The following is a 26,294-nucleotide window of genomic DNA, read 5'->3' on the forward strand; positions in this document are numbered from 1 at the left end:
GGCCTACTGCGCGGGTTGCTCGCGGGCGTAGTCTTCATCGCCGAAGGTCGCCCTCACGCCCCCGACCAGCTCGCGCTGCGGCGGGAGACGGCCCGAGCGCTGTCGGACTATTTCCCCGGTGGGCTCGGCGCCCGGCGCGAAGACCCGCCAGATGATCCCCGCCGTGTCGTCGCTGACCAGCAAGGAGCCGTCCTCGGCCCATTCGACCCAAGTCGGCCGCCCGCGCGTGGTGCCCTCGTCCTGGAGGAATCCTGCGAGCACCGGCACCGGCTTGCCCTGCGGATTGCCGCGCTCGTCGAAAGGCACATAAACCACGTTGTAACCCGACGGCGGCTTGCGGTTCCACGAGCCGTGTTGCGCGATGAAGGCTCCTTGGCTGAATCGTTCGCCCATGCGTGCGCCCTGTTCGGTGAACACGAGTCCCAGCGCCGCCACATGCGGCCCCAGCGAGTATTCGGGCCGGCGTGCATATTCGGTGAGGTAGGCAGGCATCGGTGCATCGACCCGCTGGTCGATATTGTCCCGCCAATAGACCCACGGCCAGCCATATTGCGCGCCCAGCGGCACATTGGTGAGATAGTCGGGCACCAGATCGGAGCCGAGCATGTCGCGCTCGTTGACCGTGGTCCACAGCTCGCCCGACCAGGGATTGAAATCGAGCCCGTTGGGATTGCGCAGACCGGCACCGAAAACCCGCTGCGTATTCGTCTCGAGATTGTATTCCCAGATCAGCGCACGCCCCTCCTCGGCTTCCATCCCCTGATCGCCGATGTTCGAGACCGAACCCACTGCCACATAGAGCAGGTCCTTTTCCGGATGCAGTTCGAGATTGCGCATCCAATGGCCGCCGCCCGGCGACAGATCCATCAGCTTGCGCGGTGCGCCCGACACCTGGCTCGCGCCGAGCTCGTAGGGATAGGCGAGCACCGCATCGTGATTGGCGACGTAAAGCGTGCCATCGCGCCAGGCCATTCCGGAAGGCGAATCGAGCCCATCGAGCAGCGTCTCGCTGACTTCGGCCTGGCCATCGCCATCGGTGTCGCGCAGCAGCGCGATCTCATTGGCCGGATCGCCCCCGGCGCCGGCCTTGCCCATCAGCAGACCGGCGATGAAGTTCTCGATCCTTGTGCCGATGGAAGGGTCGGCGTCGTCGGGCTTGGTACCCGGCTTGCCGGTCAGTGCGACAAGCACATCGCCATTGGGCAGCGTATGGAGGGTGCGCGGATGATCGAGGCCAGCGGCGAAGCGCGTGACCGCCAGACCTTCGGCAGCCTGCGGCACCTCGTCCGGGGCCCAGCCAACCGGTTCTGCGATCTGCACCGTGGGAAAAGCCTCCGCGTCGGGCTCCTGCAGGGTCGGGTCGGTCCCTGCGACCGCCTCCACCGAAAGATCGGCGCGATCGCCCTGCAGCAGGAACGCCGCCGCGAACAACAACAGCAGGATCAGGACGAGGATCGCGATGAGGATTTTCTTGCCGGTGGTCATGCTGCGCAGTTCTATGACAGAGCGCGGCTTGCGGCAATGGGATCGCGGCCTAAATAGCCTTGACCATGTATGATTTCAAACCCGCTGCCGAAACGGCCAAGCCCGACCTCTACCACGATCTGCTGCAGGCCGCCGAGGCGCTGACAACTGGCGAGCGCGACGGCGTTGCGAACATGGCCAATGTCGCGGCGCTTCTGTGGGAGTTCCTGCCGCAGGTGAACTGGACCGGATTCTACCGCATGGTGGAGGGCGAGCTGGTGCTGGGTCCCTTCGTCGGACGCCCGGCCTGCATCCGCATTCCCGTCGGCCAAGGGGTATGCGGCGCCGCAGCGAAGAGCGGCGGCGCGACGCAACTTGTCGAGGATGTCCACGCCTTTCCCGGCCATATCGCCTGCGACGGCGATACGCGTTCGGAGCTGGTCGTGCCGGTCGTGCGCGCCGGCGAAGTGATTGCGGTGATCGATCTCGACAGCCCCGAATTGGCGCGTTTCGATGCCGAAGACCAGGCCGGGATCGAAGCGCTCGCCGCGATGCTGGCCGACCGCATCTGACGGGCAAACCGCCCCGCTGCGGGACAAGCCACGGACCGGACTTTTGCGGGGGAAGCGCAAAAGTGATAAACCTTTCGTCAACCAACCGTCCAGATTCGCGAAAGGTATTCTCCATGGCAACTCGTCTCCTCCTCGGCACGGTAGCCTTGGGTTGCGCGGCCTCTGCCGCCACGCCCGTCGCGGCGCAGCAGATCTATTACGAGGACGGGGAATATCTCTACGCGGTCCCGGCACCGGTGATGGCGCGGGATGCGGTGGTCAGCCAGCCGGTCGAAACGACAGTGCCGATCGATGACGATGAGGTGATCTACGAAACGGCGGAACCTCGTATAGCCGCGCGACGGGTGATCCCATCGCGCGATGCGCCGGTTCAACGCGCCACACCGCAGATCATCCTCCCCGCACCACAGCCTACCTATGCCTATCCCGCCTCCGCCCCGGTCATCTATTCTCAGGCGCCGCAAGGGCAGGCTGGCTATGTCGTCGCCTCCCGTTCGATACCTGCAAATGGCTACGGCTATGCGCCCGCTCCACAGCAATATGGCTACACCGCCGGCACGCCGCAGCAGGGCTATCTACCCGGCGGAGGCCAGTTGGTCAGCTTCGATCGCAACGCTTGGCTCGATGAATGCAGCGCCCGATTGAACACCTACGAAGACAGCGACCGCGGGCAGGTGCTGGGCGGCTTGATCGGCGCGGCGGCCGGCGGGCTGATCGGCAATCGGGTCGCCGGCCGCGGCGACCGCCTTGGTGGGACGCTGATTGGCGCGGGAACAGGTGCGCTGGCCGGACTGGCGGTGGGCGACGCTATCGACGATCGCGCCGACGCGCGCAGCGGCCGCAGCGCGTATGACGACTGCCGCGCCTATCTGGACGATTACATGAACCGCGCCAGCAACCATCCCGCGCCCACGTCGACCGTGGCGGGACAGCAATATATGCTCGTTCCCGTGTCGGTGCCCGTCGCGCAGCAGGCGGTGTATCGCGAATATGTGGTTTCGCAGCCGTAATCGCCTGCGCGATTGCTTCCAAAAACGCCCGGATATCCGGTTGCGCCGCGCGACTTTTCGGCAGGTCTCCCGGGTAATCGCCTGTATTGCTTAGATCTCGCCGCCGGTCAGCCGTTGGCAAAGCAGGTCGAGCTGATCGAGGCTGCGGTAGCGTATCGATACGGCGCCCTTCGACGTGTCGCTTTCCGAGGTGATCCGCACCTGCATTCCGAGGAATTCCTCGAGGTGGTTCTGCACCGCGACGATATCGGCGTCGGTCGACGGGGCGCTGCCGTTGGAACGATTGGCCGCACTCGGCCTGGCATTGGTCTCACCGGCATTGCGCGCCAGCTTCTCCACCTCGCGCACCGACAGCTTGTCCTTCACCGCGCGGCGAGCGAGCGCTACGGCATCGTCGTGGCCGATCAAAGCGCGGGCGTGCCCCATCGACAGGGCACTGTCGGCGAGCAGCGCCAGGATTTCGTCCGGGAGCGCGAGCAGACGCTGCATGTTGGCGACGTGGCTGCGCGATTTGTCGACCATTTCGGCGATCTCCGCCTGGGTCATCTCTTCCTCTTCGGAGAGGCGATGATAGGCGCGCGCCTCCTCGACCGGGTTGAGGTCCTCGCGCTGAAGATTTTCGATCAGGGCCAGCGCCATCACTTCACGATCGTCGAGCGTGCGGACGATTGCCGGGATGTCGTGCAACCGCGCCTTTTGCGCCGCGCGCCAGCGACGCTCGCCCGCGACGAGCTGGAAGCTTCCGTCGCCCTTGGGGCGGACGATGATGGGCTGGATCACCCCCCGAGCCGCGATCGAAGCGGCGAGCTCGCTCAGCGCGGCGTCGTCGAAATGGGTCCGCGGCTGGCCCGCGAGCGGAGAGATGGAGGCGATCGGGAGGCTTCTCAATCCATCAGCGGCAGTCGCTGCGTCCGATTGCGCCGACCCGCCTGCGGTGCCGCCATGCGCATCGCGCCGTACCAGCGGCTCCTCGCGCTGGACTTCGCCCATCAACGCCCCGAGCCCCCGCCCCAGCTTGCGCTTGCGCACCGCACCCTTGTTGGCGGCTTCGGCTCCGTCGCTCATGCGGCTTTCCTCTTTTCCGGCAGACGCCCGATCAATTCGCGCGCCAGGGCGATGTAGGCGCGGCTGCCGACGCATTGGTGATCGTAGACCAATGCGGGCATTCCATGGCTCGGCGCTTCGGATAGGCGGACGTTGCGCGGAATGACAGATTCGAACACCAAGGGGCCCAGGCAGTCGCGGACATCGTCCGCCACCTGATCGGTCAGCCGGTTGCGGCGGTCGAACATGGTCAGCACCACCCCGACGATGCCGAGCTCGGGATTGAACCGCTGCTGGACGCGTTCGACCGTCTGCAGCAGCTGGCTGAGACCCTCGAGCGCGAAGAATTCGCACTGCAGCGGCACCATCATCGTATCCGCGGCACTCATCGCATTGAGCGTCAGCAGTCCCAGGGATGGCGGGCAATCGATGAAGCAGACGTCGTAAGACGAGAAACCGCCCTTGCCCGTTGTAACCAGCGCCTGGCGCAGCCGCGCGGTGCGGTCTTCGACCTGCACCAATTCGATCTCCGCGCCGGAAAGATCCTGCGTCGCAGGGACAATGTCGAGCCCGGGAATATCGGTCTCCTGCGCGCATTGGTCGAGCGTCGCTTCCTCGAGCAGGAGATCGTAGCTGGTGTATTCGCGATGCGCGTTGTCGACACCGAGACCTGTCGAAGCGTTGCCCTGCGGATCGAGATCGATCAGCAGCGTCCTCCACCCGGTCGCGGCCATCGCGGTGGCGATGTTGATGGCGGTGGTGGTCTTGCCCACCCCGCCCTTCTGATTGGCAATCGCAATCGTGATCACTGCTCTAGCTCCACTTTGCCCCTACCCACCACGATCCCGGCATCCGGATCGATCTGCGACTGTTCCACGTGGAACATCGAGCGCAGCCGTCGCGGCAGGGTCTGGACTTCTTGCGCCGCGGAACGCCCCTTGGGCAACAGCCAAATGGTGTCACTTGTGGAGAAGCGCGCCGACAGATCGAGCAGCCGGGTCATCGGGGCGAAGGCTCGCGCACTGATCACGGAAGCTTCGAAATCCCCCACGAGTTCGAGGCGCTTTCCTTCGACACGGCAATTCTCCAGCCGCAATTCGCGCGAAACGGTCTGCAGCCATTCTATTCGGCGTTTGCGCGACTCTACGAGGTGGACGGGCCATTCGGGCCGCATGATCGCGATGACAAGGCCGGGAAAGCCGGCACCCGAGCCAAGATCAAGCCAGGGCCCCGAGGTTTCACGTGAAACATGATCGACCAATTGAGCCGAATCCGCCAAGTGTCTGGTCCATAGGCTCGCTTCGGTAGCTTTGGCGATTAGGTTTTGCCGAGCGTTTTCGTGTGTGAGCAACTCGGCCAGCGCGTCGAGACGCTGCACGGCCTCGGGCGTGCAGCGAGCCACGACGAAGGCTCGCGCGTCCTGTTCGCCGGAGATCACGCCTCTGCTCCGACCAGCTTGCGGGCATGGACCAGCACCGCCGCCAGCGCCGCCGGCGTAATGCCCGGAACGCGCGAAGCCGCCCCGAGCGTCGCTGGCGTGGCCGACGCCAGCCGCTCGACCATCTCGTTGGAAAGCCCAGGGACCTGGTGGTAGGGAAAGGCGGGAGGGAGCGCCATCGCCTCGCTGGCGCGCAGATCGCGCAATTCGCCTTCCTGCCGCGCCAGATAGGGTGCGTATTGCGCGTCTTCGACCATCTCGACGGCCAGATTTTCGTCCCATCGGAGCGCTTCGGAGGTAAGCGAGCGGAGTTCTTCCAAGCCGACGATGCCCCCTTTCACCCAATCGGAAAGAGTCCTGGGGCTTGCGTCGGGCTTCACCCGCAAGCCCTCCTTCACCAGCTGCGTGGGACCGAGCACCTGCGCGAAGGCATCGGTCCAGTCGCGGCGTTGGTCTTCGCGACGCGTGAACCACTCGGCGCGCTGGTTACCGATGCAACCAATTGCCATACCCACCTCCGTCAAGCGCGAGGGCGCATTTCCCGCGCGCAGTCGGAGGCGGTATTCGGCGCGTGAGGTCAGCATGCGGTAGGGTTCGCTGACCCCCTGAAGGACGAGGTCGTCCACCATCACTGCCATATAGGAATTCGCCCGGTCGAGCCGTGGCGGCTCCCGGCCCATCGCTGCGGCGGCCGCGTGCATCCCCGCTACCAAGCCTTGTGCTCCCGCTTCCTCATAGCCCGTCGTGCCATTGATCTGGCCGGCGCAATAGAGCCCGGGAATTGCCTTGGTCTGCAGATCCGAACCCAGCGCTCGCGGATCGATGTGATCGTACTCCACCGCGTAGCCGGGCATCATCATCTCGACCCGTTCGAGCCCCGCCATGCTGCGCAACATCGCGAGCTGCACATCCTCTGGCAGCGATGTGCTTATACCATTGGGATAGACGGTGGCGGTATCCAGCCCCTCGGGTTCGAGGAAGACCTGATGTCCTTCCCGATCGGCAAAGCGATGAATTTTATCCTCGATCGAGGGGCAATAGCGCGGCCCTTGTGCCCCGATCGCGCCCGAGAACAACGGCGAACGATGGAGGTTCGCCGCGATGATCTCGTGGCTGCGCGCATTGGTGCGCGTGATGGCACAGAAAATCTGCGGATTGATCCGCGCTGGCGTGAGCGGCGACATCGTCCACTCCTCGCCGTCCGAATGCTGCTCTTCAAGCTGCGACCAGTCGATCGTGCGACCGTCGAGCCGCGGCGGAGTCCCGGTCTTGAGCCGCTCCATCGGAAGTTCGGCTTCGCGCAACTGTTCGGCCAGGCGCCGCGCCGCGGCCTCTCCGACGCGGCCGCCCTCTTGCCGGACATCACCGCGATAGAGGATGCCGCCGAGGAAGGTGCCCGTGCAAAGGATCACGCGCTCGCCGGCCAACGTGGAACCATCGGCCAGGTCGATGCCGACCACTCGTCCGCCGCTTAGCCGCAGGGCCGCCACTTCGCCCGCGATCATCTCGATGTCGCCCTGCACCGGAAGCATCCGCTGGATCGCCGCGCGGAACAGCACCCGGTCGGCCTGCACGCGCGGACCCCAGACGGCGCTTCCCTTCGAGCGATTGAGCATGCGGTAATGGATCGCCGCAGCATCCGCGGCACGGCCCATCAGCCCGTCCAGAGCATCGATCTCGCGGACCAGATGGCCCTTGCCGATGCCGCCGATTGCGGGATTGCAGCTCATCGCCCCGACCGTCTCGAGATCGAAAGTTACCAGGGCCACCCGCGCGCCCATCCGCCCTGCGACCGCCGCCGCTTCGACCCCGGCGTGTCCGCCGCCCACCACGATGATATCGAATTGCGCCATCTGCTGGCGGATTAGTCGAGCAAAAGCCTCAGGTCAAAGCGCGTGTTTCACGTGAAACATCACTTGCCGATGCAGAACCTCCCGAACAGCGCATCGAGCATGTCCTCGGTCGATGCTCGGCCGAGCAGCCGATCGAAAGAAATCCGCGCCTGCCGCAGGTTCTCACCGATGATCAGCAGGTCGGTGCCCGGTGCGATCACTCCAAGCGCCGTGGCCGCCTCGCCCACCCGCTCGCGCTGCTGCGCATTGAGCGCTGCGGCGCCCGGCTTCGGCAGCAGCCCCCGAGCCCGGGCAATCAAATCTTCTTCGAGCTCGGCGAGCCCCATTCCGGTTACAGCCGAAACTACATGGTCGGGCGCCTGCTTGCCCGGGTCCCCGGTCTCGTCGGCGCGCGACTGGATCTCCAGCGCGCCCGCCGGACCATCGCCCTCACCACCGAGCCACAATACGATATCGGCCCGCTCGAGCTGCTCGCGCGCGCGGTCCATGCCGATCGCCTCGATCGTATCGCCGCCGGCCTCGTGCAGCCCCGCGGTATCGACCAGCAGGAAGGGGACCCCGCCAAAGGCCACCGGACGCTCGATAACGTCGCGGGTGGTCCCGGCGACCGGCGAGGTGATGGCCGCAGCTTCGCGGACCAAAACGTTGAAAAGCGTCGATTTACCGGTATTCGGTGGCCCTGCGAGAACCACCCTGACGCCGTCGCGCAGCCGTTCGACTCCCGGGCGCGCGAGCCACTCGCCCATCGTGCCCACCAGCGCAGAGACTTCGCCGTAGAAGCTCTCGGGCAAATCCCCGACATCGTCCTCGTCGGCAAAATCCAGACTCGCCTCGACCTGCGCGCCAAGATGGAGAACCGCAGCGCGCCAGCTTTCGACCTGCCCCGAGATCGCGCCGCCCAGCGCTGCCTGCGCCGAACGGCGCTGCAATTCGGTTTCAGCCGCAAGCAGATCGGCCAGGCCCTCGGCTTCGGCGAGATCGATGCGTCCATTGGAAAAGGCGCGGCGGGTGAACTCGCCAGGCTCGGCCTTGCGCAAGCCCTCGAGCTTGCCCAACTCGCGCTCCACCGCAGCGAGCACCGCCCTGCCCCCATGACAGTGAAACTCGGCGAGATCCTCGCCGGTGGCGGTCGCAGGGCCGGGAAACCACAGCACCAGCGCGCGGTCGAGCACTTCGCCCTCGGTATCGCGCAAGGCCCGCAGGCTCGCCTGGCGCGGCGCGGGCAGCCGTCCTGCCAGCGCCTCGACCGCAGCGGAGGCAAAAGCCCCGCTGATCCGGATGATCCCGATCGCAGCCGGCGGCGCGCCGCTCGAGACGGCGAAGATGGTATCGCTGGGCAAGCGGTCTGCCGCGCCTAGGTCTTGGATTCGTCCGGGCCCGGCTTCGACGAGGGCTTGTTCGCGTTCGCCCCCTCCATGAAGCTCTGGAACAGCTTGAAGCCCGCCTGCCCCATCGGGGCGAGCTGGCGCGCGTATTCCTGCAGCTTGTCGGTGTCGGAAACGCCCTTCATCGCGCCCGCCATCATGTCGACATAGACCGCATTGGCCTTGCCGACATCGGGCAGCCCCATAAAGGCGCGCGCCTCTTCGGGCGTGCAATCGATTTCCACATGGACCTTCATCGGGCTTCCTCCGTTAGTTCTTGTGCAGCCTATCTGGGTCTGCAAAGCGCGCGAGACAAGCGCACAGCGAAATTCCCCCGAAGGAGAGAAGACCGATGAGCGAGACCGTTTCGATTGCGACCCTGGCCGGCGACGACAGCTTCAAGGCCTATGTCGCCCGCCCCGCCGACGCACCCAAGGCCGCGATCGTGGTGATCCAGGAGATCTTCGGGATCAACGCCGGCATCCGCCGCAAATGCGATCGGCTGGCCGAGGAAGGCTATCTGGCGGTGGCGCCCGATCTGTTCTGGAGGCTCGAGCGCGGGATCGAACTCGACCCCGATGTCGAACCCGAGTTCCAGCGTGCGCTCGAGCTGATGGGCGATTTCGACCAGGATCAGGGCATTCGCGACATCGAGGCTGCGATCACCTGGGCGCGCAAGGAAAGCGGCGGCAAGAAGGTCGGCTGCGTCGGTTACTGTCTGGGCGGCAGGCTCGCCTATATGACCGCTGCGCGCACCGATGTTGACGCCAGCGTGGGCTATTACGGTGTCGGCATCGACGGTCTGCTGCGCGAGAAGCAAGCCATCGCCCATCCGCTGCTGCTGCATATTCCGACCGAGGACGGCTTCGTCGACAAGGACACGCAGAAGGCGATGCACGAAGGTCTGGACGACCACCCCAAGGTGACGCTCTACGATTACGAAGGCCTCGACCACGGCTTCGCGACCGAATTCGGCAAGCGCCGTGCCGAGCAGGCAGCGCAGCTGGCCGACAAGCGCACTGCGGAATTCTTCGAGGAGCATCTGCTCTAGGAGCCGGGTTTGGACCGGCTACCTTTACGCTATGTAATCCCCGCGCTGCTGCTTGCGCTGGTTGCCGCCGCCTGGCTCGTCCCGCCGCTGCACTGGGCGCTGTGGCTGCTCGTCCCGATCACCGGCGTGGCGGTGTGGGACTTCTTCCAGCGCAAGCATACGCTGTGGCGCAATTATCCGCTGTTTGCGCGCATCCGCTGGCTGGCGGAGGATTTGCGCCCTTTCGCGCAGGCCTATTTCGTCGAAAGCGACCTGGAGGGGCGGCCCTTCAGCCACCAGGCGCGGGCGCTGGTCTATGCCCGGGCCAAGGGCGATCTCGATTCGCACCCCATGGGGACCGAACTCGACGTCTATTCCGAGGAGTACGAATGGCTGGGCCATTCGATCGTCCCGCGCGACGAAATTCCCGAATTCTGGAGCGTCGAAGTGGGTGCCGGCACCTGCTCGAAGCCCTATACCACCTCGCTGCTCAACATCTCCGCGATGAGCTTCGGTTCGCTCTCCGCCAGCGCGATCGAGGCGCTCAACGCCGGCGCGGCGATGGGTGGCTTCGCTCACAACACCGGCGAAGGCAGCATCAGCCGCTATCACCGCAAGCCGGGCGGCGATCTGATCTGGGAACTGGGCAGCGGCTATTTCGGCTGCCGCCATCCCGATGGCTCCTTCGATCCGGTAAAATTCCGCGACAATGCCGACACCGATCAGGTCAAGATGATCGAGGTCAAGCTGAGCCAGGGTGCCAAACCGGGCCACGGCGGCGTGCTGCCGGGCACCAAGGTCACCGAGGAGATCGCTGCGGCCCGCGGCGTGCCGGTGGGCGAGACGGTGGTCTCTCCCGCCGCCCATCCGGCCTTCTCCACCCCGATCGAGATGCTCCAGTTCCTTACCGATCTGCGCGAACTGTCGGGCGGCAAGCCGGTCGGGATCAAGCTGTGCGTCGGCCAGCCCCACGAACTCTTCGCGATCGCCAAGGCGATGCTGGAAACCGGGATGCACCCCGATTTCATCACCGTCGACGGGGCCGAGGGCGGAACGGGCGCCGCGCCGCTCGAGCTGAGCAATTCGGTCGGCATGCCGCTGCGCGAAGGACAGATCTTCGTGCGCAACATGCTGGTAGGGATCGGCATGCGCGACAGGGTCAGGATCGCGGCGGCGGGCAAGATCCATTCGGGCGCGCAGATGGCGAAATCCTTCGCGCTCGGCGCAGACTGGTGCAATGCCGCCCGCCCCTTCATGTTCTCGCTGGGCTGCATCCAGTCGATGAACTGCCACACCGGCCATTGCCCGACCGGAGTCGCGACGCAGGAGGAATGGCGCCAGCGCGGGCTCGTGGTCGAGGAAAAGGCCCCGCGCGTGGCGCGCTTCCATCGCGCCACGCTCAAATCGCTGCGGGAAATCGTGGTCGCGATGGGGCTCGAGACGCCATGGGACATCAAACCGCACGACATGCGCGAGCGGCTCAACGGTGCCAGGTCCGACGCGGTCGACCGGATCTACAGCTTCATCGAACCCGGCGCGCTGCTGCAGGATGCCGACGCCACCCCCTTGGCGCGTCACTGGCAGGCTGCACGCGCCGACAGCTTCAGGAGAGTGGAATGACGACGAAAGAAGGTCTCGCTCGCTGGCACAAGGTGCTCGCCGACGGCAGTTCGACCGCGGATCTCGCAGCGATCATCCATCCCGATGCAGTGTTCCATTCCCCCGTCGTGCACACGCCGCAGCGCGGCCGCGACCTGGTCGTCGCCTATCTCGCGGCGGCGGGCCAGACGCTGGGCAACGACAGTTTCCGCTATGTGCGCGAGCTGGTGGACGGTGAGAACGCGATGCTCGAATTCACCACCGAGATGGAGGGGATCGCGGTCAACGGCGTCGATATCATCCGCTTCGACGAAGACGGAATGATCCGGGATTTCAAGGTCATGGTCCGACCGCTCAAGGCGGTGAACAAGGTCTGGGAAATGATGGCCGCGCAGTTGGAGCGCAGCAAGCGCTAGGCCGAACGCTTCTGCGAGACGACCTCGGAATAGGTCAGGAACTCGCCCACCAGCTGCATGCATTGCGGCCCGATGTCGCGCTCGGCGAGGATGTGCAGGATTTCCGCGCCGCCCTCGGAGGCCGATCCCAGACGGCGCATCCGCCAGTTCGGGAAGCACCGCTTAATCGCCGGCTCGCGGACATGGATCGCCAGATCGCAATGACGCGGGTCGCGCTTCAGAACGCCGAGCAATTCGTCGAGCGCCTGCCGCTCGCCTTCCACCAGCTGAAGGAATCGATTCTGGTTGAAGATCAGGAAGCCGGTCACATCGCGCGCAGGGTTGTTGCGCGCCGAGGTCTCGATGATCCTGAAGACCTCGTCGCTGGCCAGATCGGTGCGAGCGCGGCTGGTGTAGACAATGCGTTCCATGGCGTAATCCTTTATACGCCAGTGACTTGCACGATTTTCCCTAGCAAGCGGTTAACCGCAATCGCCGCGCCGGTGACCGGGTGGCGATTGCGCGCACCACCTACTGGTTCATCGTCTCGAAGAAATCCTCGTTGGTCTTGGAATCCTTCATCTTGTCGAGCAGGAATTCCATCGAATCGATGGTGCCCATCTGCATGAGGATGCGGCGCAGCACCCACATCTTCGAGAGCTTGTCCTTCTCGACCAGCAGTTCCTCCTTGCGGGTGCCGGACTTGCCGACATCGAGCGCGGGGAAGATGCGCTTGTCAGCGACCTTGCGGTCGAGCACGATCTCGGAGTTGCCGGTGCCCTTGAACTCTTCGAAGATCACCTCGTCCATCCGGCTGCCGGTATCGATCAGCGCGGTGGCGATGATCGAGAGCGATCCGCCCTCCTCGATGTTGCGCGCCGCGCCGAAGAAGCGCTTGGGACGCTGCAGAGCGTTCGCGTCGACGCCGCCGGTCAGCACTTTGCCCGAGCTGGGCACCACGGTGTTGTAGGCGCGGCCCAGTCGGGTGATCGAATCGAGCAGGATCACCACATCCTTCTTGTGCTCGACCAGACGCTTGGCCTTTTCGATGACCATCTCGGCGACCTGGACGTGGCGGTTGGCGGGCTCGTCGAAGGTCGAGGCGATGACCTCGCCGTTGACCGAACGCTGCATGTCGGTGACTTCCTCGGGGCGCTCGTCGATCAGCAGGACGATCAGGAACACCTCGGGGTGATTGTCGGTGATGGCCTTGGCCATGTTCTGCAGCAGCACGGTCTTGCCGACCCGCGGCGGCGCGACGATCAGCGCGCGCTGGCCCTTGCCTTGGGGCGAGATGATGTCGATCACCCGCGCCGACTTGTCGAGCACGGTCGGATCGAGCGTGTCGAGCGAGAGCTTCTCGTCGGGATAGAGCGGGGTGAGATTGTCGAAATTGGTGCGATGGCGAACCTGGTCGGGATCGTCGTAATTGACCTGCGTCAGCTTGGTCAGCGCGAAATAGCGCTCGCCCTCGCGCGGCGCTCGGATCTCGCCTTCGACCGTATCGCCGGTGCGCAGGCCCCATTTGCGGACCTGATTGGGCGAGACGTAGATATCGTCCGGCCCGGCAAGGTAATTGGCCTCGGGGCTGCGCAGGAAGCCGAAGCCGTCCTGAAGCACCTCGATGGTGCCGATCCCCATGATCTTTTCTTCGTATTCCTCGTCCTCGGCCAGTTCGCGAAGGATGCAGAACATCAGATCCTGGCGCCGCATCGTGGACGCGCCCTCGACCCCGAGTTCCTCGGCCATCGCGACCAGATCGGCCGGCGGTTTCTCTTTCAGATCCTTGAGATGCATGGAAGTGTCTCGAACAATAGGGGAATGGCAATCGTGTGCTGACCGGAAAGTCTGTCTGTCCTGAGGCGATGCGCAGAACGTGCTTGGGGAAAGCGGACCCGGTCCCGTCGAAAAGCGGGACCTGCAACCGGTAGGATGGATGCGGAATTAGGACCGCACTGCGCCTGCGTCAATCGACAAAGCGCAAACGTGGTCTGCCGACGGCTAGAAGGGTTTGATCACCGCCAGCACCACGATCAGCGCCGCAGCCGCACCCGGGACCTCGTTGAGCAGCCTCAGCTTGCGACCGCTGAGCGCGTAATCGCCGCGCGCCAGCTTCTTGGCATAGGCGCTCATCCAGCCGTGATAGCCGGACAAGGCCAGCACCAGCAGCAGCTTGGCGTGGAACCAGCCCTGCGTGTGCGCGCCGGTGGTGACGACCAGCGCCAGCCCCAGGAGCCACACCAGCACCAGCGATGGCGTCAGGATGATCCTGAGCAGCCTCTTCTCGCGCTCGACCCAGCGCGCAGCCTCGTCGGACCCGGTGGGTGCCTCCTGATGATAGACGAAAAAGCGCGGCAGCATGAACAGCCCCGCCATCCAGAAGATCACGAAGATCAGGTGCCCGGCTTTCAGCCAGTAATAGGTCATCGAGAGAATTTCCTGCATCGGCCGCCCATCTAGGCAGCCTGCCTGTCCGCGTCACCCCCTGACGCAGGCGAGCAGCCGCTCCACATGGGCGATCGGGGTCCGGCGGTCGATGCCGTGGCCGAGGTTGAACACATGCGGCCGGTCGGCAAAGGCGTCGAGGATGACGCGGCAGCGCTGCTCGAGCTCATCGCTCCCCGCGAGCAGCAGCAGCGGGTCGAGATTGCCCTGCACCGGCATGCCCTCGGGCAGTTCGCGCGCCGCCCAGAGGGGATCGATGGTCTCGTCCACCCCGACCGCTTGGACGCCGGTCTCGCGCGCATAGGCGGGCAGTTTCTCGCCCGCTCCCTTGGGGAAACCGATCACGGGCAGTTCGGGGAACCGCTCGCGCAAGGCCGCGGTGATCCGGGCGTTGGGAGCCACGACCCAGCGTTCGAACTCGCTCGGCGCCAGGCTCCCAGACCAGCTGTCGAACAGCTGGATCGCCTCGGCCCCCGCCGCGACCTGGCCGCAAAGATAATCGATCGTATGCCCGATGATGGCATCGATGATCGCCTGCATCCCCCCCGGATCGCGATAGGCTAGCGCGCGTGCATCGTGCTGATCGCGGCTGCCCTCGCCCGCGACCATATAGGTCGCGACGGTCCACGGGCTACCTGCAAAGCCGAGCATGGTCACCTGATCGCTCAGCCGTGCCCGGCACAACCGCACCGTCTCGTAGACCGGCTCATAGCGGGTGAGATCGGGCTGCAGGCTCTCGAGCGCTGCATCGACCAATCGCGGGGACAGTTTGGGGCCCTCGCCCGCCAGGAACTCCAGGTGCTGGCCCATGGCGTGGGGCACGATCAGGATGTCCGAGAACAGGATCGCGCCATCGAAGCCGAAGCGCTCGATCGGCTGGAGCGTCACCTCCATCGCAGCGGGACTGTCGTAGACGAGATCGAGAAACCCGCCCTTCTCGGCTCGCAAAGCGCGGTATTCGGGCAGATAGCGCCCCGCCTGCCGCATGAGCCATACGGGCGGTCTGGCCGCGCGTTTGCCGGCGAGAGTGTCGAGCAGGAGACCGGGCATCGCGCGAGTCCAATCCAAAAAAATAAGTATTATAAATAGAGATGATGGAGTCTGTTGGCCCTGTGGAGATCGGGCATAGCGGGCCCCTGCCCGAATTCTCCCGCGATGCAAAGGCTCGCCAGCCGATCCGAATCGCCGCCGCGGCGGAGTCGAGTCATACTTATGCCTGCTGTCCCCAGCCTGTTCACATCCCTTCCGGGCTGTCGACAAGCGTCGGGAGCAATGGACTGGCAACGGGCATGGAATCCGCTCCGAACTTGTCGGCAGGTCTGTCCCGTGGTTTATGCCGGCTCTTCTCCACAGGGCCGGGAACCGCAGTGAGCCGTATCCATCTCCATCTCGTTTCGGACTCCACCGGGGAGACTCTGGAGATGATCGCCAAGGCGGCGATCGCCCAGTTCGAGAACGCCGAGGTGGAGCGGCATTTCTGGCCGATGGTCCGGTCGCGCCAGCATCTCGACCGGATCGTGCCCGAGCTCTCCGCCAATCCCGGCATCGTGCTCTATACGCTGGTCAATCCGGAGACGCGCGCGCGACTCGAGGAGCATTGCCGTCATCTTTCGCTCAATGCGGTACCGGTCCTCGATGGAGTGACCGCCGCGCTCGAGGCCGCGTTGGGGCGCGAGGCGCAAGGAAGGCCCGGACGCCAGCATCTGATGGACGAAGCCTATTTCGACCGCGTCGAGGCGATCCAGTTCACCATCGCGCATGATGACGGGGTCGGATGGGAGAATTGGGAGCAGGCCGATATCCTGCTTGCCGGGGTCTCGCGCTCTTCCAAGACTCCGACCAGCATCTACCTCGCCAATCGCGGCTACAAGGTGGCCAATATCCCGCTGGTGGTCGAAAGCCCGCCGCCGCCCTCGCTGTTCAACCTGCGTCATCCGCTGATCGTCGGTCTGACCACCGCGCCCGAGCGGCTGGTGCAGATCCGGCGCAACCGTCTATTGACGCTCAACGAGCGCACCCAGACCTCCTATGTCGATTCCGAACGCGTCACCACCGAGGTGCAATTCGCGCGGCGGATGTTCGCCGACAATGGCTGGCCGGTGATCGATGTCACCCGCCGCTCGATCGAGGAAACCGCCGCGGCGATCATCAGGCTGCTGGGGGAGCGCCAGCGCCGGGACGATACGCTGTTCGAAGGGGTGAAACCGATATGAGCAGCGGCCTGGAGGGAAGCGGGTTGATCCTCGCCTCGGGCAGTGCCTCGCGCAAGGCGATGCTGGAAGCGGCCGGACTGCGTTTCGAGATCGTCGCTCCCGATGTGGACGAGCGGGCGCTCGAGGCCGAGATGCACGGCGCGCTGGCGGACGAGATCGCCCAGGCGCTATCCGCGGCCAAGGCGGCGGCGGTATCGGCGGCGCATCCCGGCATGCCCGTGCTGGGCAGCGATTCGCTGGTCGAGGTCGGCGGGCGCCGCTTCGACAAACCCGCCAGCCGCGAACAGGCCGTCGAGCATCTGCGCTTCTTCTCGGGCAAGACCATGACTCTCCACAGCGCGGCCGCGCTGGCAAAGGACGGCCGGATCCTCTGGGTCGGGTCCGATTTCGCCCGGCTGCGGGTGCGCGAATTGAGCGAAGCTTTCATCGCGGCCTACCTCGATGCCGAATGGCCCGCGGTATCCTATTGCGTGGGGGTGTTCCGGATCGAAGGCCGGGGCGTGCAGCTGTTCGAGAGCATCATGGGCGATCAGTTCACCGTGCTCGGCATGCCGCTGCTGCAGGTGCTGGCAGCGCTGCGCGAGCGGGGAACCCTGCCCGCATGAACACGCCCTATGCCGAGGTGATCGGCGATCCGATCGCGCAATCCAAATCGCCCGCGATTCACGCCTTCTGGTTGGAGAAGCTCGGGATCGTCGGCGAGTATCGTGCAAGCCGCGTCGCGCCCGAAGGTCTGGCGGCATATCTCGAAATGCGCCGGGGCGACCCGGACTGGCTGGGTTGCAACATAACCATGCCGCACAAGCAGACGGCGATGGCGCTGGTGGACCGGGTCGAACCGCTCGCCCGCAGAGTGGGCGCAATCAACACCGTCCACCGTGCGAAAGATGGCGCGCTGATCGGCCGCAACACCGATGTCGGCGGCTTTCTCGAGCCGCTGGCCGAGCGGCTTGGCGAGCGGCACCTGTTCAGGATGGCGCGGGTGATCGGCACGGGCGGCGCGGCGCGCGCGATCGTGGCGGGTCTGGCCAGCGAAGGCTTCACGCTAGTGCTGGCGGGGCGGGACCCCGAGAAGGCGCGCCTGCTGCTCGACGAACTCGCTCCCCAGGGCGAGCATCATGCCGTTCCGCTGACGACCTTCAGCGATGGCACCGATTTCGCTTTCGACGATCGTGCGGGCTGTTGCGATCTGGTGGTCAACGCCAGCCCGCTCGGCATGCGCGGCCAACCCCCGCTGGCCTTCGACTGGAGCCACGCCCCGCCCGGATCCATCGCCTACGATATCGTCACCGATCCGGTGGAGACCCGCTTCCTGCGGGATGCCCACGCGGCTGGCTTCGCCACCATCGACGGGCTCGCCATGCTGATCGGCCAGGCAGCGCGGGCCTTCGAGCGCTTCTTTGGCACCCCGCCGCCACGCAGGCATGATGCCGAACTGCGCGCAAGGCTCTCCGCGTGACGCGCCCGCTGATCCTGGGTCTCACCGGTTCGATCGGCATGGGCAAGTCGACCGTCGCCGCCATGTTCGAGGCCGCGGGCGTTCCGGTGTTCGATGCGGATGCGGTCGTGCGCTCGATGCAGGGACCGGGCGGAGCGCTCGTCGAAGCGATCGAGGCGGCGTTTCCCGGCAGCACCGGTCCCGAAGGCGTGAAACGCGATGCACTCGGGGAACAGGTGTTCGGCGACAAGGCGGCACTCGCGCGGCTCGAGGCGATCGTCCACCCCGCAGTGGCCGCGCGGCGCGGTGAATTCCTGATCGAGCACGGCGGCGCGCCGATGGTGGTGTTCGATATTCCGCTGCTGTTCGAAAAGGGCGGCGCGAGCCAGGTCGACCAGATCATCGTGGTTTCCGCGCCCGCCGATGTCCAGCGTGCGCGGGTGCTGGCGCGACCGGGCATGACTGCGGACAAATTCGCGCATATCCTCTCGCTTCAGACCCCCGATGCCGACAAGCGCACGCAGGCGGACCATGTGATCCCCACTGGCGTACCGCTGGCAAAAACCGAGCAGCAGGTCCGCGCGCTGATCGAGCGACTCCGGGGGGAACGCGGGTCCTCGTCCTGACGCGGTCCGCCCCTTCAATTCGTGCCTTGAATCCCCGCCTTGAATCCATGGCGAAACGCGCCGATAGACTAAGCAATGCGTGAAATCGTCTTCGATACCGAAACCACCGGACTGGACCCGAAAACCGGCGACAGAATGGTCGAGATCGGCTGCGTCGAGATGGTCGATCTGGTGCCGACCGGGCAGACCTTCCACGCCTATTACAATCCCGAACGCGACATGCCCGCAGGCGCCGAAGCGGTCCACGGGCTTTCGGCGATCTTCCTCGCCGACAAGCCGCTGTTCCGGGATGGCGCGGCGGAATTGCTCGAATTCATCGGCGATTCTCCGCTGGTTGCCCACAACGCCGGGTTCGATTTCGGCTTTCTCAATGCCGAGCTGGGTCTGTGCGGTCTGGAGGCGGTGTGCCTCACCCGGATGATCGACACCGTGGCTCTGGCGAAGAAGCGCCATCCGGGCGCCAAGCTTTCGCTCGACGCGCTGTGCTCGCGCTACGGGATCGACCGGAGCCACCGGGTGAAGCACGGCGCGCTGCTCGATGCCGAATTGCTCGCGCAGGTCTATATCGAGCTCAAGGGAGGGCGGCAGATCGGTCTGGCTCTGGCTGCCGAGATCGAAACGGCGGCTCCCGAAGGTCTGAGCGAGGCGCGCTTGCGCCCGGCACCGACCGGAGAATATCGCTCGCCGCGCCCGCATTCGGCTTCCATCGAGGAACTGGCGCGTCACGCAGCCTTTGTTTCAAAGATGCAACAGCCGCTCTGGCAGCGCTAGCCGGGCCGTCACGGGAATTCCGGCGGGCGGGGCCGGATCGGGATCTGCATGGACCAATGAGGAGAACGATTGCTATGGATATCCGCGTTTCTGGGCACCAGATCGATACCGGCAGCGCGCTGCAGGATTACGTTACCGACCGGCTCAACGGCATGGTGGAGAAATATTTCAGCCGCGCGCTTTCGGCGAATGTCACTTTCGGCAAGCCCTCGGGCGGAGCGTTCAGCAGCGATATCGTGACGCATGTGAACAAGGGACTGATCCTCAAGGCGCATGCCGAGGCACACGACGTCCACCAAGCCTTCGACAAGGCCGCCGGCAAGATGGAAAAGCAGCTGCGCCGCTATAAGCGCCGGGTGCAAGACCGCCATGCCCAGCCGGTTCCGACGGAGATGGAAGAGCAGGCCGGTTACACCATCTTCGCGGCTCCGCAGATCGAGGAAGACGCCGAACAGGCCGATTCACCCCCCGTGGTCGCGGAAACCACCGCCGACATTCCCGAGGCGAGCGTGGCCGATGCGGTGATGATGCTCGATCTGCGCGATACCGGAGCGCTGTTCTTCAAGAACGCCGCCAGCGGCCGGCACAATATGGTCTATCGCCGTCGCGACGGAACGATCGGCTGGGTCGAGCCGCGCTGAGGCGCATGGGTCGACCAAGCGGGGGCAAGGAAAGGATTTCGATGAGCGGCGCCGATACGCACTACCGCGCACTGGAGCGGCTGTACGGTTCGGCGCCGATCAACGCGAAATTCGAGTCCTCGCTCGAGATACTCGGCGAAGGAAGCGCGCGGATCAGCTTCGATGTGACCGAGGCGAGCTATCACGCGGCGGGTGCGGCGCACGGGACGATCTATTTCAAGATGCTCGACGATGCCGCCTTCTATGCCGCCAACACGCTCGCGACCGACCGGTTTCTGCTCACCACCTCGTTCAATTTGCATTTCACCAAGCCGGTCCGCGCGGGCAAGGTGGTGGCCGAGGGTCGCTGGATCAGCGGCCGGCGGCGGGTGCTGGTGGCCGAAGCGCGGCTGGTCGACAGCAGCGGCGAGGAGATCGGGCGCGGCACGGGCACTTTCATGCGCTCGCGAATCGCCCTGTCGAGCCTGCCCGGCTATGTCCCCGCCGAGGGGTGAAGCATGGTCACGCGGCTCCCGACGCATCTCGAGGCGGGGGGAATTCTGCGCCGCGCCCAAGCGGAAGGCGGCTTCGCAACCGTGCTGTCGCGCGGCGAGCGGGACGCGGGCACCATCCTCATATTAACCATGGAACGGGGCGGAAATGCGCGGCTGTGGGAACGTATGCCGCAGCTCGACGGAGGACGCAGCTTCCAGGCAATCATGGACGAAGATGCTGAAAAACCGAACAAAATTCAAGAATACGTGACTCGTCGAGCGGCTCAGGATGCCGATTGCTGGATCATCGAGCTGGATATCGACGGTGCAGACCGCTTCGTCGCTTCGCTGCCGGGTTAACTTGACATGATTTCATTTGAGACTATCTGCCCGGCCACTTCGTGAGCGCAGGCGGCTGGTGCGGCAATAGGGTCGATCGGCAAGCGCGCAGACGGGGGGTGGCCGGCAGGCCCGTGACGAACCGGTTTTGAGTGGCGCTCCTTTTCATGCGCCCGGTTCCAGTCTGCGTCGGGTCCATCCACCGCACAGTACTGCAAAAAAAATGGTTCGCAAGACGATGACTGCCACTGTGGCGGCCGTAGCCGCAGGCACAGTACTTACCTTCGCCGGAGCCGAAACCTCCGGCGCTTTTGCGCAAGATTCCGGCCCCGCGCCCGAATCGATCCAGCTCCCCGAAGAGGTGATGCCGGTGTTCGTCGCCAAGCCGGTGGTTCAGCCGGTCCCGGAAGCCTCGCCGGCCGACGATTTTTCCGATCTTTCGGACCCCCAAGTTTCCGACAGCCCTGCAAGCGCCAGCTCGCTTCAGGAGCTCGTCTCCCAGACTCCGACCGACAGTGCGCTGTCCGAAGAGCTCCACTGCCTTGCCGGCGCGGTCTATTTCGAATCGCGCGGGGAGCCGCTGGCCGGCCAGCTTGCGGTGGCGCAGGTCATCATCAATCGCACCGAATCGCGCCAGTTTCCGGCGAGCTATTGCGGTGTCGTCCATCAGCGGTCGCAATTCTCCTTCGTGAAGAACGGCCGCATGCCGAGCCCCCGCCGGGCTTCCTCGGCCTGGCAACGCGCCAAAGCTATCGCCCGGATTGCGCATCAGGGCACGTGGCAAAGCGAAGCCGATGATTCGCTTTATTTCCACGCCAATTACGTCCGTCCAAGCTGGAGCCGCAGCAAGCAGGCCCGTGCCCGGATCAGCACGCATATCTTCTATCGCTGACTCGGCGCGGCTGCCTGGCGTCGCTCGGACGCGGGGCAGCCGCTAGTCCTCTAGTTTTCTAGTCTTCTAGAGCGACCCAGACCGGCGCATGATCGCTGGCCCTCTCGCGCCCGCGGTGCTCTTTGTCGACGCCCGCAGCCGACAGTCTGTCGGCCAGTTCGGGAGAGAGCAGCAGGTGGTCGATCCGGAAACCGTGGTCCCGGGGCCAGGCACCGGCCTGATAGTCCCAGAAGGTCCACACGCCGCCACACGGGTTGAGCGTGTCGACCGCATCGGTCCAGCCATCGGCCAGCAGCCGGGCATAGGCGTCGCGCGACTCGGGCTGCATCAGCGCATCGCTCGCCATCGCCTTGGGTGACCAGACGTCCTTGTCCTCGGGGATTACGTTGAAATCGCCGACCAGCGCGGTGGGAATCTCCTGCGCCCAGAGCGAAGCTGCATGTTTGCGCAACCGCTCCATCCAGGTCAGCTTGTAGTCGAACTTGGGGCCCGGTTGGGGATTGCCATTGGGCAGGTAGATCGACGCGACCCGCACGCCCGCAACGTCGGCTTCGAGATAGCGCGCCTGCTCGTCGTCGGGATCGCCCGGGAGCCCGCGCTGCGTCTCCACCGGTTCGATGCCGTCGGCGAGGATCGCGACCCCGTTGAAGCCCTTCTGTCCGTGCCAGATGGATTTGTAGCCCAGCGCCTCGAACTCGTCGGCGGGGAAGCCTTCGTCCTGCGTCTTGATCTCCTGCAGGCAGGCCACGGTCGGCCGCGTCTCCTTGAGCCATTCCTTGAGCCGCGGGAGCCGGGCCTTGATCCCGTTGATGTTGAATGTGGCGATTTTCATGGGCCCGCTTGTGCCGCAAAGCGCCGCAGGGGTCTAATTCAAATCCCGAAGCTGGAACCGCAGCCGCAACCGGCGGCGGCCTGCGGGTTCTCGACCTTGAAGGCAGCACCCCCCAGCGATTCGACGAAATCCACCGTGCTCCCGGCCACCAGGTCGAGGCTGACGGGATCGACCACAAGTCGCACGCCTTCGGTTTCGCTGACGAGATCGTCGCCTTCGGCGCCATCGCTGAGGCCGAACCGGTACTGGAAGCCCGAGCAGCCGCCCCCTTCCACCGAAAGCCGCAGGATAGCGGGCTTGGCCTGCTTTTGAGCGATCGCGGCAACGCGTTTCGCAGCGGCGGGAGTGAGGGTGAGCATATCGGCCATGCCTCCGATGTAGGAGCCCGAAGGGCCGCGCTCAAGCGGTTGTGATATATTGCCGCATCTGCGCCGCTTCGTTCTTGATCTCGTCGATCTGTGATTTCACCAGATCGCCGATCGATACGAAGCCGCACATGGTGGTGCCGTCGAGTACCGGAAGATGGCGGATCCGCCGCCGCGTCATCAGGGCCAGCGCATCGTCGACCTTGGTCTGCCGCTCGACCGTGATCGCAGGAGAGGTCATCACCTCGCCCACTACCCGGTCCATACAGGCCGAGCCTTCGCTGGCCAGACGATGGATGACATCGCGCTCGGAGAAGATGCCCACCACTTCGCCAGCTTTCATCACCGGCAGCGCCCCGATCCGACGGGCGTCGAGCAGCGCCACCACATTGCGCACTGCTGCTTCTACATCGCAGGTGACGATGTCCGAACTCGGGCGGCATTCGATCAGTTTGGCGATATCCATTGCATCTCTCCTCATGGCCGATTGCACGACTCTCGCCTCAGAATGCCATTTTCGTCCGCAAATTGCGAATCCTGGCCGCTGCGCCGATTTGTGAGGCCCCGCGAGCCTTGCACTTGGTCCCTGCGATGCCCATGGAGCGGGTCATGGCTCGCAAGTCCCCGCTCGATGATCCGCAAACCGCCGCCTTCGCCTGGGCGCGCTACCGACGGCTGATGCGCTTCATGCTGCTTATTACCGTCGGCGTGGTCGCGCTGGCGGTCGCGCTGCTCTACGATGGCGAGAGCGCGGCCTCGATCCATTACTACATTGCGATCGCGTTGGGGATCGGCTTCACCATGCTGCTGGCAGGGGCGCTGATGGGGCTTGTGTTCCTGTCGTCCGGAACGGGGCACGACGATTCCATCGACGACAAGATGCACTAGGGGTGGCCCCCGGATCAGCCTAGCGGGCGCAGGCGGTATTCTTCCACGGGAACGCCGCCGACGAGATGCTCCTGGATGATCCGCTCGAGCACTTCGGGCGTGCAGGAATGATACCAGACGTAATCGGGATAGACGAGTGCGATGGGGCCGCCTGCGCAGACCTGCAGGCAGTCGGCCTTGGTCCGCTGGAACCCGCCCGAGCCATCGGCGCGGCGCGGCCCGGCGAGGCGCAATTGCTTGAGCCGCCTCTTGAGGAAGCTCCAGGCGAGCTTGCCTTCTTCGCGCGAACAGCATTTCTGCTTTTCGGCCAGCGCGCACAGGAAGATGTGCCGCTCGATGCCATCCCCGGCGATTTTCGCCAGCGCCTTGCCTGCTTTTTCGATCTGCTTCTCGGAATTATTCACTGTCGGGGTCGGCTCCGGGATCAGCTCCGGGCGTCAGCCAGCGATCGAGCCAGGCGAAGACGGTCTGGTGCCATTGCAGCGAATTCTTGGCGTTCAGCACCCAATGGTTTTCCTCCGGAAAGACCAGCAGCTGGCTGGGAATCCCGCGCTCCTGCAAGGCGGTGAAGCTCTGGATGCCCTGGGTGTAGGGGACGCGGAAATCCTTCTGACCGGTGATCACCAGCATCGGGGTCTGCCAGCGATCGACGAAGTTGACCGGGTTCCAGCGCTCGTAGGTCTCCGCCTGCTCCTGATAGCTGCCGCCGAAATCCCAGCGTGGAAACCACAATTCCTCGGTGGCGTAATAGAAGCTGCGCATGTCGAACAGGCCATCGTGCTGGACCAGACAGTCGAACCGCTCTGGCCATTGGCCGGCGATCCAGTTCATCATGTAGCCGCCGTAGGAGGCGCCCATGGCGCAGGCGCGGTTCCCGTCGATCTGCGGATCGAGCGCCAGCGCCGCGGCGAGACCCTTCTGCAGATCCTCCAGCGGCTTGCCACCCCAGTCGCGATTGATCGCGTCGGTGAAGGCCTGGCCATATCCCGTGCTGCCGTGGAAATCGACCGAGATCACCGCATAGCCCTGGCTGGCGAGCACGCGCGGGTTCCAGCGGGTCGACCAGGCGTCGTTGAACGAGCCCTGCGGTCCGCCGTGGACGTAGAGAATGGCGGGAAGCTCGCCTTCGGCATTCTCGGGCTTGGTGATCTGGCCCCAAACGGTCTCGCCCTCGGCGCCGGGGAAGCTGAAGCGTCGGGTGACGATCGATGCAAGCTGCCCCATGCGCGTCGACGCGATTTCAGTCAGCGGCTTGGCCTGGTCCCAACCGCGCGAAAGATAGAGTTCGGGCGGCGCGCCGATCGAATCGCGGGTGAACAGCAGGCGCTCGCCCTCAAGTGGTACGACGTTGCCGATATGCGCCTCGTGCCCGGCCATCAGATCGAGCCGTTCGACCGCGCCGGTGCGCGGATCGATGCGATAGGCCGGCGTGTCGAGCACATCCTGCGCGGTTGCCACGATGTACTGCGAATCGGGAGTCCAGGCGAGCGAGCCGAAGCTGCGGTCGAAATCCTGCGTCAGCGCACGCGTCTGCCCGGTGGCGACATCGCGCAATTGGACGACCATCCGATCCGATTCGTAGCCGGGCCGCGCCATGGCCAGATAGGCGAGGTATTTCCCATCGGGGGAAGGCGTGGGCAGCGCGTCGGTGGCATGGTTCGCGGCGGTCAGATTGGTCGGCGCCGCGCCCGACAGATCCGCCCACCAGATATCGAGATTGGTGGAGGTAGGTTCGCCCGCCCCGGTTTCGCGCGCGACGAAATAGACGCCCGAGCCATCGGGCGCCCAAGCCACGTCCTCGCCTCCGCCGAACGGCTTGGTCGGGGTATCGCCCGTCGGACCGGAACCGCCCGGAGCGCCGTCGAGCGCCCGCCCCTCGCCCGCCACGCGGCCATCTTCCAGCCCGAAGACGAAGACGCGGCTGAAGGTGCCCGGGGTCTCCCAGCTGTCCCAATGGCGGACGAAACCGACGTCGCCTTCGTAGAGCAGGCCGTCGCCGGGGCCGGTCAGATGCGCACTGCCGTCGCCCTCGCAGCCGAAGGTCGGGCAGTCGCGCGCGATTTCCGCCCAGACCGCCACGGCATCGCCATCGGGAGCGAGCGCAAAGCCTTCAATTCCGGTGGCAAGGTCGGCGGCGAGCATCGGCGTACCCGCCGTCCCCTGCGGGCCGAGCTGGACGCGCCACAACCGGCTTTGCTCCTCGCCGCCTGCGGCAACCGCACGGCTGGAGAGGAAATAGAGCCAGCCATTCTCGCCGAACATCGCGCTGTTGGCCGGACCGCCCAGATCGAGCCGGACCGGCGTCGCACTGGGATCGGCAAGGTTGCGGAGAAAGAACTCGCTGCTGCGCGCATAGCTTGCCGGATCGGTGACCGTCACCGGATAGACCGTCAGATTGCCGTCGTCCGACACGCTCGGCGCGCCAAGCCGCGGCATGGTGACCAGGTCTTCGGCGCTCATTGCCGCAGGCGCGCTTTGGCGCGGCGCCGATTGTCGGTCCTGCGCCGCAAGCGGAGTGGCAATCGAAAGCGCGGCGGCGCTGGCGGCGAGGGTTGCGAACCCGAAGCGTTTGTTCATGATAACGGCGTAGCCGCGCCGTGCG

General features: G+C 65.2%; 31 protein-coding genes. 15 read left to right on the plus strand and 16 right to left on the minus strand.

Annotated features, from left to right (window positions below):
• Nucleotides 1-3 precede the first annotated feature (3 nt).
• Nucleotides 4-1,485 carry a PQQ-dependent sugar dehydrogenase gene (locus Q9K01_RS00245; protein ID WP_305928209.1) on the minus strand — a complete coding sequence of 494 codons (1,482 nt, stop codon included), beginning with the start codon at nucleotides 1,483-1,485 and terminating at the stop codon, nucleotides 4-6.
• Nucleotides 1,486-1,550: 65 nt separating this feature from the next.
• Between Q9K01_RS00245 and Q9K01_RS00250 the strand changes: the two genes are divergently transcribed.
• On the plus strand, nucleotides 1,551-2,036 hold the full coding sequence (locus Q9K01_RS00250) for a GAF domain-containing protein (protein ID WP_305928210.1): 486 nt from the start codon (nucleotides 1,551-1,553) through the stop codon (nucleotides 2,034-2,036).
• A gap of 113 nt (nucleotides 2,037-2,149) precedes the next feature.
• Nucleotides 2,150-3,046: a glycine zipper 2TM domain-containing protein gene (locus Q9K01_RS00255; RefSeq protein ID WP_305928211.1), complete on the plus strand. Its 897-nt coding sequence runs from the start codon at nucleotides 2,150-2,152 to the stop codon at nucleotides 3,044-3,046.
• Nucleotides 3,047-3,136: 90 nt separating this feature from the next.
• Here the strand turns inward: Q9K01_RS00255 and Q9K01_RS00260 are convergent, their stop codons facing one another.
• From Q9K01_RS00260 to Q9K01_RS00285, 6 genes are read right to left on the minus strand one after another with little or no spacing between them, the layout of a single operon-like run.
• Nucleotides 3,137-4,111, minus strand: coding sequence for a ParB/RepB/Spo0J family partition protein (locus tag Q9K01_RS00260; RefSeq protein WP_305928212.1), 975 nt, complete (start codon nucleotides 4,109-4,111; stop codon nucleotides 3,137-3,139).
• Complete coding sequence (locus Q9K01_RS00265; RefSeq protein ID WP_305928213.1) at nucleotides 4,108-4,899, minus strand: ParA family protein; 792 nt, start codon at nucleotides 4,897-4,899, stop codon at nucleotides 4,108-4,110. Before Q9K01_RS00265 ends, Q9K01_RS00260 begins: the two co-directional genes overlap by 4 nt.
• Nucleotides 4,896-5,528: a 16S rRNA (guanine(527)-N(7))-methyltransferase RsmG gene (gene rsmG / locus Q9K01_RS00270; protein ID WP_305928214.1), complete on the minus strand. Its 633-nt coding sequence runs from the start codon at nucleotides 5,526-5,528 to the stop codon at nucleotides 4,896-4,898. The genes Q9K01_RS00265 and rsmG overlap by 4 nt, the downstream gene beginning before the upstream one ends.
• Entirely contained in the window at nucleotides 5,525-7,381 is a 1,857-nt protein-coding gene (gene mnmG / locus Q9K01_RS00275; protein ID WP_305928215.1) for a tRNA uridine-5-carboxymethylaminomethyl(34) synthesis enzyme MnmG, read from the minus strand. Before mnmG ends, rsmG begins: the two co-directional genes overlap by 4 nt.
• A gap of 59 nt (nucleotides 7,382-7,440) precedes the next feature.
• Nucleotides 7,441-8,721 (minus strand): tRNA uridine-5-carboxymethylaminomethyl(34) synthesis GTPase MnmE, encoded by a 1,281-nt coding sequence (gene mnmE, locus Q9K01_RS00280; protein ID WP_305928216.1) that lies wholly within the window; start codon nucleotides 8,719-8,721, stop codon nucleotides 7,441-7,443.
• A gap of 14 nt (nucleotides 8,722-8,735) precedes the next feature.
• Complete coding sequence (locus Q9K01_RS00285) at nucleotides 8,736-9,002, minus strand: DUF6489 family protein (protein ID WP_305928217.1); 267 nt, start codon at nucleotides 9,000-9,002, stop codon at nucleotides 8,736-8,738.
• Between the two features lie 95 nt (nucleotides 9,003-9,097).
• On the opposite strand from Q9K01_RS00285, the gene Q9K01_RS00290 reads away from it, so the two are divergent.
• From Q9K01_RS00290 to Q9K01_RS00300, 3 genes are read left to right on the plus strand one after another with little or no spacing between them, the layout of a single operon-like run.
• Entirely contained in the window at nucleotides 9,098-9,796 is a 699-nt protein-coding gene (locus Q9K01_RS00290) for a dienelactone hydrolase family protein (protein ID WP_305928218.1), read from the plus strand.
• A 9-nt stretch (nucleotides 9,797-9,805) separates the two neighbouring features.
• Nucleotides 9,806-11,395, plus strand: a complete 1,590-nt coding sequence (locus tag Q9K01_RS00295) for an FMN-binding glutamate synthase family protein (RefSeq protein ID WP_305928219.1) — start codon at nucleotides 9,806-9,808, stop codon at nucleotides 11,393-11,395.
• Entirely contained in the window at nucleotides 11,392-11,790 is a 399-nt protein-coding gene (locus Q9K01_RS00300; RefSeq protein ID WP_305928220.1) for a nuclear transport factor 2 family protein, read from the plus strand. Before Q9K01_RS00295 ends, Q9K01_RS00300 begins: the two co-directional genes overlap by 4 nt.
• On the opposite strand, the gene Q9K01_RS00305 is transcribed toward Q9K01_RS00300, so the two are convergent.
• The 4 genes from Q9K01_RS00305 to hemE all read right to left on the minus strand — a co-directional run bounded on the left by Q9K01_RS00305 (nucleotide 11,787) and on the right by hemE (nucleotide 15,264).
• The gene (locus Q9K01_RS00305; protein ID WP_305928221.1) at nucleotides 11,787-12,200 is read right to left on the minus strand and encodes a BLUF domain-containing protein; all 414 of its coding nucleotides are present in this window, start codon (nucleotides 12,198-12,200) and stop codon (nucleotides 11,787-11,789) included. The two genes, Q9K01_RS00300 and Q9K01_RS00305, sit on opposite strands and share 4 nt — an antisense overlap.
• Nucleotides 12,201-12,300: 100 nt before the next feature.
• A complete protein-coding gene (gene rho, locus Q9K01_RS00310; RefSeq protein ID WP_305928222.1) occupies nucleotides 12,301-13,566 on the minus strand; it encodes a transcription termination factor Rho in 1,266 nt (421 codons plus the stop codon).
• A 204-nt stretch (nucleotides 13,567-13,770) separates the two neighbouring features.
• The gene (locus Q9K01_RS00315; RefSeq protein ID WP_305928223.1) at nucleotides 13,771-14,214 is read right to left on the minus strand and encodes a CopD family protein; all 444 of its coding nucleotides are present in this window, start codon (nucleotides 14,212-14,214) and stop codon (nucleotides 13,771-13,773) included.
• A 33-nt stretch (nucleotides 14,215-14,247) separates the two neighbouring features.
• Nucleotides 14,248-15,264, minus strand: a complete 1,017-nt coding sequence (hemE, locus tag Q9K01_RS00320; RefSeq protein ID WP_305928224.1) for a uroporphyrinogen decarboxylase — start codon at nucleotides 15,262-15,264, stop codon at nucleotides 14,248-14,250.
• 317 nt (nucleotides 15,265-15,581) lie between these two features.
• On the opposite strand from hemE, the gene Q9K01_RS00325 reads away from it, so the two are divergent.
• The 9 genes from Q9K01_RS00325 to Q9K01_RS00365 all read left to right on the plus strand — a co-directional run bounded on the left by Q9K01_RS00325 (nucleotide 15,582) and on the right by Q9K01_RS00365 (nucleotide 21,607).
• Nucleotides 15,582-16,427, plus strand: a complete 846-nt coding sequence (locus tag Q9K01_RS00325) for a pyruvate, water dikinase regulatory protein (RefSeq protein ID WP_305928225.1) — start codon at nucleotides 15,582-15,584, stop codon at nucleotides 16,425-16,427.
• Complete coding sequence (locus tag Q9K01_RS00330; protein ID WP_305928226.1) at nucleotides 16,424-17,032, plus strand: Maf family protein; 609 nt, start codon at nucleotides 16,424-16,426, stop codon at nucleotides 17,030-17,032. Before Q9K01_RS00325 ends, Q9K01_RS00330 begins: the two co-directional genes overlap by 4 nt.
• On the plus strand, nucleotides 17,029-17,886 hold the full coding sequence (locus tag Q9K01_RS00335; protein ID WP_305928227.1) for a shikimate dehydrogenase family protein: 858 nt from the start codon (nucleotides 17,029-17,031) through the stop codon (nucleotides 17,884-17,886). The genes Q9K01_RS00330 and Q9K01_RS00335 overlap by 4 nt, the downstream gene beginning before the upstream one ends.
• Nucleotides 17,883-18,491, plus strand: coding sequence for a dephospho-CoA kinase (coaE, locus tag Q9K01_RS00340; protein WP_305928228.1), 609 nt, complete (start codon nucleotides 17,883-17,885; stop codon nucleotides 18,489-18,491). Before Q9K01_RS00335 ends, coaE begins: the two co-directional genes overlap by 4 nt.
• A 75-nt stretch (nucleotides 18,492-18,566) precedes the next feature.
• Nucleotides 18,567-19,262 carry a DNA polymerase III subunit epsilon gene (gene dnaQ / locus Q9K01_RS00345; protein ID WP_305928229.1) on the plus strand — a complete coding sequence of 232 codons (696 nt, stop codon included), beginning with the start codon at nucleotides 18,567-18,569 and terminating at the stop codon, nucleotides 19,260-19,262.
• Nucleotides 19,263-19,336: 74 nt separating this feature from the next.
• Nucleotides 19,337-19,903 carry a ribosome hibernation-promoting factor, HPF/YfiA family gene (gene hpf, locus Q9K01_RS00350; protein ID WP_305928230.1) on the plus strand — a complete coding sequence of 189 codons (567 nt, stop codon included), beginning with the start codon at nucleotides 19,337-19,339 and terminating at the stop codon, nucleotides 19,901-19,903.
• A 41-nt stretch (nucleotides 19,904-19,944) separates the two neighbouring features.
• Nucleotides 19,945-20,397 (plus strand): PaaI family thioesterase, encoded by a 453-nt coding sequence (locus Q9K01_RS00355; RefSeq protein WP_305928231.1) that lies wholly within the window; start codon nucleotides 19,945-19,947, stop codon nucleotides 20,395-20,397.
• Between the two features lie 3 nt (nucleotides 20,398-20,400).
• Entirely contained in the window at nucleotides 20,401-20,736 is a 336-nt protein-coding gene (locus Q9K01_RS00360) for a DUF1491 family protein (RefSeq protein ID WP_305928232.1), read from the plus strand.
• Between the two features lie 217 nt (nucleotides 20,737-20,953).
• Nucleotides 20,954-21,607, plus strand: a complete 654-nt coding sequence (locus tag Q9K01_RS00365) for a cell wall hydrolase (RefSeq protein ID WP_305928233.1) — start codon at nucleotides 20,954-20,956, stop codon at nucleotides 21,605-21,607.
• A 58-nt stretch (nucleotides 21,608-21,665) separates the two neighbouring features.
• Here Q9K01_RS00365 and xth read toward each other — a convergent pair whose 3' ends face one another.
• From xth to Q9K01_RS00380, 3 genes are read right to left on the minus strand one after another with little or no spacing between them, the layout of a single operon-like run.
• Nucleotides 21,666-22,439, minus strand: coding sequence for an exodeoxyribonuclease III (gene xth / locus Q9K01_RS00370; RefSeq protein WP_305928234.1), 774 nt, complete (start codon nucleotides 22,437-22,439; stop codon nucleotides 21,666-21,668).
• 38 nt (nucleotides 22,440-22,477) lie between these two features.
• Nucleotides 22,478-22,807 (minus strand): HesB/IscA family protein, encoded by a 330-nt coding sequence (locus tag Q9K01_RS00375; RefSeq protein ID WP_305928235.1) that lies wholly within the window; start codon nucleotides 22,805-22,807, stop codon nucleotides 22,478-22,480.
• Nucleotides 22,808-22,838: 31 nt separating this feature from the next.
• Nucleotides 22,839-23,270 (minus strand): CBS domain-containing protein, encoded by a 432-nt coding sequence (locus Q9K01_RS00380; RefSeq protein ID WP_305928236.1) that lies wholly within the window; start codon nucleotides 23,268-23,270, stop codon nucleotides 22,839-22,841.
• 143 nt (nucleotides 23,271-23,413) lie between these two features.
• Here Q9K01_RS00380 and Q9K01_RS00385 point away from each other — a divergent pair, with 143 nt between their 5' ends.
• Entirely contained in the window at nucleotides 23,414-23,692 is a 279-nt protein-coding gene (locus Q9K01_RS00385) for a hypothetical protein (protein ID WP_305928237.1), read from the plus strand.
• A 14-nt stretch (nucleotides 23,693-23,706) separates the two neighbouring features.
• Here Q9K01_RS00385 and Q9K01_RS00390 read toward each other — a convergent pair whose 3' ends face one another.
• Together Q9K01_RS00390 and Q9K01_RS00395 are read right to left on the minus strand one after the other, a co-directional pair.
• Entirely contained in the window at nucleotides 23,707-24,096 is a 390-nt protein-coding gene (locus Q9K01_RS00390; RefSeq protein WP_305928238.1) for a (2Fe-2S) ferredoxin domain-containing protein, read from the minus strand.
• On the minus strand, nucleotides 24,089-26,269 hold the full coding sequence (locus Q9K01_RS00395; protein ID WP_305928239.1) for a S9 family peptidase: 2,181 nt from the start codon (nucleotides 26,267-26,269) through the stop codon (nucleotides 24,089-24,091). Before Q9K01_RS00395 ends, Q9K01_RS00390 begins: the two co-directional genes overlap by 8 nt.
• Between the last annotated feature and the right edge of the window lie 25 nt (nucleotides 26,270-26,294).

It is taken from the genome of Qipengyuania benthica (genome assembly GCF_030717865.1).
Lineage (GTDB): Bacteria > Pseudomonadota > Alphaproteobacteria > Sphingomonadales > Sphingomonadaceae > Qipengyuania > Qipengyuania benthica.